The following is an 8,237-nucleotide window of genomic DNA, read 5'->3' as shown; positions in this document are numbered from 1 at the left end:
GAGGGCGACGGCGCGTTGCAGATTGGGCGCGGTGGTGAAGGTGAGATTCTGGTGCGCCTTGGCGGCCAGGGAGATCAGATTGTCCGGGCCGGAGATGTAGCCCACCTTCCAGCCGGTGAGCGAGAAGGTTTTGCCCGCGCTGCCGATGCGCAAGGTGCGCGCGGCCATGCCGGGCAGGGTCATCAGCGGGATATGCCGCGCGGGCGGGAAGACCAGATGTTCGTACACCTCGTCGCACACCGCGTAGGAATCGTGTTGCGTCAGCAGCCCGGCGATGAAATCCAGCTCATCGGGCGTAAAAACCTTGCCGGTGGGGTTCATCGGTGAGTTGAGCAGCAGCAGCTTGGTTTTGGGGCTGAAGGCGGCGGCCAGGGCGGCGCGCGGCAGCTCCCAGCCGGGCGGCTCCAGCCGCACCAGCCGCGCCGTGGCGCCGAGCATTTTCACCACGGGGAGGTAGGTGTCATAAAGCGGTTCGATGAGGATGGCCTCGTCGCCGGGGTTGAGCAGGGCCATCAGGCAGGCGGTGATCGCCTCGGTGGCGCCGGAGGTGACGCAGACGCCGGCGGCGGGGTCTATGGGAAGGCCATAAAACCGCTGGTTGGCGGTGGCGACGGCGGCTTTCAGCTCGGGCAGGCCGGTGAGGGGCGGGTATTGGTTGCGGTGGTCGAGCAGCGCATCCGCCGCCGCCTGCACGATATCGGCCGGGCCTTCGGTATCGGGGAAGCCCTGGCCGAGGTTGATGGCGCCGTGTTGCAGGCTGAGCGCCGACATCACGGTGAAGATGGTGGTGCCGGTTTGTTCGAGCAGCGTGTTGGCTGGTTTCACGTTGATTTCCTTGAGCGACGTGCCGGAGCGTAACGCGCGGCGGGGGCGGGCGGCAAGTATGCCGAAAAATTAGGCAAAAGCCGCTGCCCGATAGGCAAATCGAATCGTGATACGCGCTAAACCCCTGTGCAACATGGTTCTTGCTTGTGGTTTGCGCGGCTGGCACGGTGCGTGCAAGACTGTATCCCGTCAGCCCGTTGGCTGGCGCGCAATTGCGCTGTCCGAACGAACACTTAAGGAGGACGCCTGGCCGTGGCGGGCGTGGACCAGATGAAAAAGATCGAAGCGATCATTAAGCCGTTCAAGCTTGACGAAGTGAAAGAGGCTCTGCACGAGGTTGGGCTGCAAGGCATTACCGTTGTGGAGGCGAAGGGGTTTGGCCGGCAGAAGGGGCATACCGAGCTCTACCGCGGCGCCGAGTATGTGGTGGATTTTCTGCCCAAGGTGAAAATTGAAGTGGTCTGCGAGGACGCGGTGGTTGAACGGGCGGTTGAGGCGATCACCAATGCCGCGCGCACCGGGCGGATTGGCGACGGCAAGATTTTTATCTCCACGGTTGAAGAGGCCATTCGCATCCGCACCGGGGAAAAAGGCGACGCCGCGATCTGAACAGGCATTGTCCTGGCGATCATGCACGGTTAACATGCTGCGCTTGCAACAGGGTTGTTCGGGGCCGCGTGGTGCGGCGCCGTCGATAGACGATGAGCTTGACGATTAACTTATTGACATTACGGGGATAAAGCATGGCGAAGAAGCCCGCTGAGAGCGCCGACGGCGTAGCGAAGGTTCTTGAACTGATTAAGGAAAACGGGGTCGAGTATGTGGACCTGCGTTTCACCGACCCGAAAGGCAAGTGGCAGCACACGGCGCAGCATGTCTCCACGGTTGATGCCGACACGCTGAAGGACGGCTTCATGTTCGACGGCTCCTCCATCGCCGGCTGGAAGGCGATTAACGAGTCCGACATGATTTTGCAGCCGGACCTGGATACGGCGGTGATGGACCCCTTCGCGGCCAAGCCGAGCCTGATCCTGTTTTGCGACATTATCGAGCCCGCGACCGGCCAGGGCTATGCCCGCGACCCGCGCTCGACCGCGAAGAAGGTGGAAGCCTATGTGAAGTCAACCGGCATCGGCGACACCATTTTCATCGGCGCGGAAGCTGAGTTCTTCATTTTCGACAGCGTGAAGTTTGGCACCGGCGGCAATTTCGGCACCTACCAGCTGGATTCCATCGAGGGCCCCGGCTCCTCGCTGAAGGATTATCCGGAAGGCAACATGGGCCACCGCCCGGCGGTTAAGGGCGGTTATTTCCCCGTTCCCCCCGTGGATGGCGATAGCGACCTGCGCGCCGAGATGCTCTCCGCCATGGGCGAGATGGGCCTGCCGATTGAGAAGCATCACCATGAGGTGGCGCAGAGCCAGCACGAACTGGGAACCCGGTTCAACTCGCTCACCAAGATGGCCGACCAGATGCAGATTTATAAATACTGCGTCCACAACGTCGCGCATTCCTATGGCAAGACCGCGACCTTCATGCCCAAGCCGATTTACGGCGACAACGGCTCGGGCATGCATACGCACGCCTCGATCTGGAAAGCCGGCAAGCCGCTGTTCGCGGGCAATGGCTATGCGGATCTCTCCGAGATGTGCCTGTATTTCATCGGCGGCGTGATCAAGCACGCGAAAGCGATCAACGCGTTCACCAACCCCGCGACCAACAGCTACAAGCGGTTGATTCCGGGTTTTGAGGCGCCGGTGCTGCTGGCCTATTCGGCGCGCAACCGCTCGGCTTCGTGCCGTATCCCCTATACCACGAGCCCGAAGGCCAAGCGCGTGGAAGTGCGCTTTCCCGATCCGACCGCCAACCCCTACCTCTCCTTCGCGGCGATCGCGATGGCGGGTCTCGATGGCATCAAGAACAAGATCCACCCCGGCGACCCGATGGACAAGGATCTCTACGAGCTGCCGCCCGAAGAGCTGAAGGGCATCCCGACGGTTTGCGGTTCGCTCCGCGAGGCGCTGCAGTCGCTCGAGGCCGATCATGAGTTCCTGTTGCAGGGCGATGTGTTCAGCAAGGAGCAGATCGAGAGCTACATGGAGATCAAGTGGAAGGAAGTGTACCGCTTCGAGCACACGCCGCACCCGGTTGAGTTCGAGATGTATTACTCCGCTTAAAAGACGGATTGTCACGGGAAACGGCGCCTTCGGGCGCCGTTTTTCGTTGGCGGGCGGTTCAGCCGGTGCGGGCGAAGGCGGTGGCCTGCTCCACCTGGGCGGGCGTGGGGGTTACGCCGGTATAAAGCTCAAACTGCGCCAGCGCCTGCAATACGGCGACCTCCCCGCCCGTGATCAGGCGCTTGCCGGCGGCGCGGGCGGCGGCGAGCAGGGGCGTTTCCAGCGGCACGGCCACCACGTCGAACACTACGGCGGCGGCGGCGATCTGCGCCGGGGTGAAGGCCAGGGCCGCCTCGTCCGCCCCGGCCATGCCGAGCGGGCTCGCGTTGATGAGGAATGGCGCGCTCAACCCTTCGGCCGCCGCCTGCCAGCGAAAACCGTAGCGCGCCGCCAGCGCCGGCCCGCTCTGCGCATTGCGGGCGAGGATGGTGCCGTTGTGGAACCCGCCATCGCGCAGCGCGGCGGCCACCGCCTTGGCCATGCCCCCGCTGCCGCGCAGGATAAAGGGCGCGCCCCGGTCCAGCCCGGACTGCTCAGCCAGCGTGCGGACCGCGCTGTAATCGGTGTTGTAGCCGGTTAGCCGCCCATCATCGTTGACGATGGTGTTGATGGACTGGATGGCGCGCGCCGAAGCCTCCAGCGTGTCGATGAGCGGAATCACGGCTTCTTTGAAGGGCATGGAAATCGCGCAGCCGCGAATGCCCAGGGCGCGGATTCCGCCAATGGCGGCGGGGAGGTTTTGGGTGGTGAAGGATTTATAGACGTAATCCAGCCCCAGCGCCTCGTATAAATGATTTTGGAAGCGCGAGCCGAAGTTACCCGGCCGGGCTGAGAGCGACATGCAGAGCCTGGTGTCCCGCCCGATCGGTGGCTTCATTGCGAATTATCCTTTGTCATCTGAATATGAAGGTTTATTTATGCTGCCGCCGCGGTTGTGCAACGCGCAAACCCGCGTTTTTTGCGCCGGACGGCAAAGCGGGTACATTCTTAAGGCGGAGCAACAGGCGGGAGCGATGCCGGGTAGAATTTTTGTCATGGGACATAGCCATGCCTGCGCGCTGGAAGCGGCGCATGACCGGCGCGTGCCGGGCGCGCAAGTGCCCGAGATGCGTTTTGTGCTGCTCAACGATTCGCGATTTGAGCCGCCGATGGCCGGAGGCGGGCTGAGCCCGGCGCTCCTGGGGGAGCTGCGCGCGGCGGCGGCCGAGGTGCATGTTTCGATGCTCGGCGGGAATGATCATTCGATCATCGGCATGTTGAACCATCCGCGGCGTTTCGACTTCGTGCTGCCGGAAGCGCCGGAGCTGCCCGTGGACGAAGCGTGTGAAATTCTGCCCGCCGGGCTGTTGCTTGGTGAGCTTGCCCGCCGCGTTGCGCCGCATTTGGCGGTATTGGCGGCGTACCGGGCGGCGGTGCCGGGGCGGCTTGTTCATATCGAATCTCCCCCGCCGGTGCCCTCGGCGGAGCATATCCGAACCTATCCGGGGATTTTCAGGGATATGATCGCGGCATACGGCGTCTCTCCGGCACTGCTGCGTTATAAGCTCTGGCGCCTGCATTCGGCGCTGTACCGGGAGGCGTGCGCGCGGCTTGGCGTTGCGTTCCTTGGCGTGCCGATGGAGATGCAGGATGCTCAGGGCATGATGGTTGAAGCGGGGTGGAACCCGGACCCGACGCATGGCAACCCGGTTTATGGCGCGCATGTACTGAAAAAGCTGGTGGCGAGCCTGGGCGGGGCGGCGCGATGAGCGGTAATCCGTATCAGAATCTGCCCAACCACGCCTTCTGGCGGCGCGCCGTGGCCCAGGTGGCGCCGGGTGCGGTCGATCCGGCGGTGCAGGCGCCGTTCATGATTGCGCCGGGGGATGCTGTTTTTACCGCCGGGAGCTGTTTCGCCCAGCACATCGGGCCGATGCTGCGGGCGATCCAGTTCAATTTTCTCGTTGCCGAGACGGCGCATCCGCTTGCCTCGGCGGAGTTGGCGCGCAGCTTCAACTATGACGTGTTCAGTGCGCGCACCGGCAATATTTATACGGCGCGGCAGCTCTTGCAGCTTTTCCACCGTGCTTACGGCAATTTCAGCCCCGCCGAGGATGTCTGGGAGGCGGACGGGCGGTTTATTGATCCGTTCAGGCCGCAGATCCAGCCGGGCGGGTTTTTGTCCAGGCGCGAGTTCGAGATCGACAGGGCGCGCCATTTTGCCGCGTTGCGCCGGGCGTTCGAGACGCTGGATGTGTTCGTGTTCACCCTGGGGCTTACCGAATCGTGGCGCTCGCGGGCCGATGGGGCGGTTTTTCCGCTCTGTCCTGGGGTTTCGGGCGGGACGTTCGACGCGGCGCGGCATGAATTCCATAATTTCACCGTGGCGGAGGTCGCGGAGGATTTGAGAGGTTTCATCGACGCGCTGCGCGGCGTCAACCACGGCTGCCGGGTGATTCTCACCGTGTCGCCGGTGCCGCTGGTGGCGACGGCGCGGGTGGATACGCATGTTCTGGCCGCCACGATCTACTCCAAATCCGTGCTGCGCGTGGCGGCGGAGATGGTGGCGCAGGGGGTGGCGGGGGTGGCGTATTTCCCGTCCTATGAGATTATCACGGGCCGGTTTGATGGCGGGACCTATTTTGCCGAGGACCGGCGCAGCGTGACCGGGGCGGGTGTGGCGCATGTGATGCGGGTGTTTGCGCGCTGTTACGCGAATATCGTGGCGGCGCCTCCGCCTGCGGCGCCCCCGCGCGAGACGCGGAGCGAGGCGTATATGCACCAGATGGAGGATCTGATGCGGGTGCATTGCGAGGAGGTGGCGCTGGACCCGGGGTGAGGTTTTGCGCCGTATGCCATGAGATCGGGCGCCGCGGCGAGAAACTCCTTGCCGCCAGCGCGGTATCGGCGTATGAGGGCAAAAAACAAAACCCGCGTTTTCCAGGGTGGCCCTAACCGGCCGCCCTTTTTATTGGATTTTTGCCTGAATGACCGCCAACCGCCCGAACCACACCGGCCTTGAAGGCCGCATTGCCGAGCTGATCGCCGAACCGCTGGAAGCCCAGGGGTATGAGCTGGTGCGTGTGCAGATCATGGGTACGGAATCGCCCACCGTGCAGATCATGGCCGACCGGGCGGACAACGCCGCCTTCACGCTTGATGACTGCACCGCCGTGAGCCACCTGCTCTCCGCCGTGCTGGACGTGGAAGACCCGATCACCTCGGCCTGGACGCTGGAGGTGAGCTCCGCGGGGATTGACCGGCCGCTGACCCGGACCAAGGATTTTGTCCGCTACGCCGGATTCGAGGCGAAGATCGAGCTGAATTTCCCCGGCCCCGGCAACCGCAAGCGCTTTAGCGGTGTACTGGTGGGGGCCGATGAAGAGAGCGTGCAGCTGAAGGTGGAGAGCGGTGAGGTGCTGAGCCTGAAGCGGGCCGACATCAAGAAAGCCAAGCTGATTCTCACCGATGCGCTGATTGCGTTCTCGATGCCGGAAGCCCCTTTGCAGTGAATCAACTCATGACACGTCTATTTATTGGAGACTGACGATGGATACCGCAGTTAACCGTCCGGAATTGCTGCTTGTTGCCGATGCCGTCGCGCGCGAAAAGCAGATTGAGCGCGACGATGTGCTGGAGGCGATGGAGCAGGCGATTCAGAAAGCCGGCCGCGCCAAATATGGCCACGAGAAGGACATCCGCGCCACCATCGACCGCAAGACCGGCGATGTGAGGCTCTCGCGCTGGACCGAGATCGTCGAGACGGTGGAGAACGAGGAGACGCAGATCCCCGTTGCCATCTCGAAGAAGTTCGCGCCCGAGAAGGAGGTTGGCGATTTTATCGTCGATCCGCTGCCGCCGATCGACTTTGGCCGGATCGCCGCGCAGACCGCCAAGCAGGTGATCGTGCAGCGCGTGCGCGAGTATGAGCGCTCCAAGCAGTATAACGAGTTCAAGGACCGGGTGGGCGAGATCATCAACGGCGTGGTCAAGCGCACCGAGTACGGCAATTTGATGGTGGATCTCGGCCGCGCCGAGGCGCTGCTGCGCCGCGACGAGACCATCCCGCGCGAGAATCTGCGCAATGGCGACCGGGTGCGCGCGTTCATCTATGATGTGCGGGAAGAACAGCGCGGGCCGCAGATTTTTCTCTCGCGCACGCATCCCGGCTTTCTGGCCAAGCTGTTCGCGCAGGAAGTGCCGGAGATTTATGACGGCATCATCGAGATCAAGGCGGTCTCGCGTGATCCGGGCTCGCGCGCCAAAATGGCGGTGGTCTCGCGCGATCAGTCGATCGACCCGGTGGGCGCCTGCGTGGGCATGCGCGGCTCGCGCGTGCAGGCGGTGGTGGCTGAGTTGCAGGGCGAGAAGATTGATATCATCCCCTGGTCGCCCAATGTCGCGACTTTCGTGGTGAACGCGCTGGCGCCGGCCGAGGTTTCCAAGGTGGTGATGGATGAGGAGGCCGGGCGCGTTGAGGTTGTGGTGCCTGACAGCCAGCTCTCGCTCGCCATCGGGCGGCGTGGCCAGAATGTGCGTCTCGCCTCGCAGCTGACGCGCTGGGATATCGATATCCTGACCGAGGCTGAGGAGTCCGAGCGCCGCCAGGAGGAGTTCCGCCGCAAGACCGGGCTGTTCGTGGAGGCGCTGGATGTGGACGATGTGATCGCCGGCCTGCTGGTAGCCGAAGGATTCGAGACGATAGAGGATTTGAGCATGACACCGTTGGATGAAATCGCCTCGATTGAGGGCTTTGACGAAAACGTGGCCGCCGAGCTGCAGCGCCGGGCGGAAGCCTCGCTGGCCAAGCAGGCAGGTGAGCTGGAAGAGAAGCGCGTGGCTCTGGGCGTGAGCGACGAGGTTGCCGCGATTGAGGCGCTGAGCGCCAAAGACCTGATCGCGCTGGGCGAGAAGGGCGTGAAGACGCTGGACGACCTGGCCGACCTGGCCGGTGACGAGCTGGTGGAAATCGTCGGCGCCGAGGCGCTGACCGAGGAAGCCGCCAACGAGATCATCATGGCCGCGCGCGCGCACTGGTTCGAGGGAGATGGCAACGCAGCCTGAACCGGACATCGCTGAGAGCGAAGACGAGGCGCCGGAGCGCGGGCCGCTGCGGCGCTGCCTGGTCAAACGCGAGAGTTTCGCGCGTGAGGCCATGCTGCGTTTCGTGGTGGGGCCGCAGCGCCAGCTGGTGTTCGATGTCAGCGCAACCCTGCCTGGGCGCGGATTGTGGTTGAGTGCGTCCAGGGATGTGAT

9 protein-coding genes are annotated in these 8,237 nt (G+C 63.5%); 7 read left to right on the top strand and 2 right to left on the bottom strand.

What is annotated here, in order from left to right:
• Nucleotides 1-825 (bottom strand): aminotransferase class I/II-fold pyridoxal phosphate-dependent enzyme (locus HKL97_RS04900; RefSeq protein WP_291423031.1); only part of this gene is annotated, 825 nt, incomplete at its 3' end.
• Between the two features lie 270 nt (nt 826-1,095).
• Here HKL97_RS04900 and HKL97_RS04895 point away from each other — a divergent pair.
• Nucleotides 1,096-1,434, top strand: coding sequence for a P-II family nitrogen regulator (locus tag HKL97_RS04895; RefSeq protein WP_284258491.1), 339 nt, complete (start codon nt 1,096-1,098; stop codon nt 1,432-1,434).
• 134 nt (nt 1,435-1,568) lie between these two features.
• Nucleotides 1,569-3,002: a type I glutamate--ammonia ligase gene (gene glnA, locus HKL97_RS04890; protein ID WP_291423029.1), complete on the top strand. Its 1,434-nt coding sequence runs from the start codon at nt 1,569-1,571 to the stop codon at nt 3,000-3,002.
• A gap of 58 nt (nt 3,003-3,060) precedes the next feature.
• On the opposite strand, the gene HKL97_RS04885 is transcribed toward glnA, so the two are convergent.
• Nucleotides 3,061-3,879 (bottom strand): shikimate 5-dehydrogenase, encoded by an 819-nt coding sequence (locus tag HKL97_RS04885; RefSeq protein WP_291423027.1) that lies wholly within the window; start codon nt 3,877-3,879, stop codon nt 3,061-3,063.
• A 136-nt stretch (nt 3,880-4,015) separates the two neighbouring features.
• On the opposite strand from HKL97_RS04885, the gene HKL97_RS04880 reads away from it, so the two are divergent.
• From HKL97_RS04880 to HKL97_RS04860, 5 genes are all read left to right on the top strand, one after another.
• Nucleotides 4,016-4,750, top strand: coding sequence for a hypothetical protein (locus HKL97_RS04880; protein ID WP_291423025.1), 735 nt, complete (start codon nt 4,016-4,018; stop codon nt 4,748-4,750).
• On the top strand, nt 4,747-5,820 hold the full coding sequence (locus HKL97_RS04875; protein ID WP_291423023.1) for a GSCFA domain-containing protein: 1,074 nt from the start codon (nt 4,747-4,749) through the stop codon (nt 5,818-5,820). Before HKL97_RS04880 ends, HKL97_RS04875 begins: the two co-directional genes overlap by 4 nt.
• Before the next feature lie 148 nt (nt 5,821-5,968).
• Nucleotides 5,969-6,493, top strand: coding sequence for a ribosome maturation factor RimP (gene rimP / locus HKL97_RS04870; RefSeq protein WP_291423021.1), 525 nt, complete (start codon nt 5,969-5,971; stop codon nt 6,491-6,493).
• Nucleotides 6,494-6,530: 37 nt separating this feature from the next.
• On the top strand, nt 6,531-8,045 hold the full coding sequence (nusA, locus tag HKL97_RS04865) for a transcription termination factor NusA (RefSeq protein ID WP_291423020.1): 1,515 nt from the start codon (nt 6,531-6,533) through the stop codon (nt 8,043-8,045).
• Nucleotides 8,029-8,237: DUF448 domain-containing protein (locus HKL97_RS04860; protein WP_291423018.1), on the top strand; the 209-nt coding region annotated here is incomplete at its 3' end. The genes nusA and HKL97_RS04860, both read left to right, overlap by 17 nt.

Source organism: Acidocella sp., assembly GCF_013044125.1.
In the GTDB taxonomy this organism is placed as follows: Bacteria; Pseudomonadota; Alphaproteobacteria; order Acetobacterales; family Acetobacteraceae; genus Acidocella.
The sequence above is the reverse complement of the archived record's forward strand: the minus strand, read 5'-3'. Positions and strand labels throughout refer to the sequence as shown.

Coding starts and splice junctions, on each gene's coding strand:
- HKL97_RS04895 (WP_284258491.1), top strand. CDS start 1,096: ATGAAAAAGATCGAAGCGATCATTAAGCCGTTCAAGCTTGACGAAGTG.
- glnA (WP_291423029.1), top strand. CDS start 1,569: ATGGCGAAGAAGCCCGCTGAGAGCGCCGACGGCGTAGCGAAGGTTCTT.
- HKL97_RS04885 (WP_291423027.1), bottom strand. CDS start 3,879: ATGAAGCCACCGATCGGGCGGGACACCAGGCTCTGCATGTCGCTCTCA.
- HKL97_RS04880 (WP_291423025.1), top strand. CDS start 4,016: ATGCCGGGTAGAATTTTTGTCATGGGACATAGCCATGCCTGCGCGCTG.
- HKL97_RS04875 (WP_291423023.1), top strand. CDS start 4,747: ATGAGCGGTAATCCGTATCAGAATCTGCCCAACCACGCCTTCTGGCGG.
- rimP (WP_291423021.1), top strand. CDS start 5,969: ATGACCGCCAACCGCCCGAACCACACCGGCCTTGAAGGCCGCATTGCC.
- nusA (WP_291423020.1), top strand. CDS start 6,531: ATGGATACCGCAGTTAACCGTCCGGAATTGCTGCTTGTTGCCGATGCC.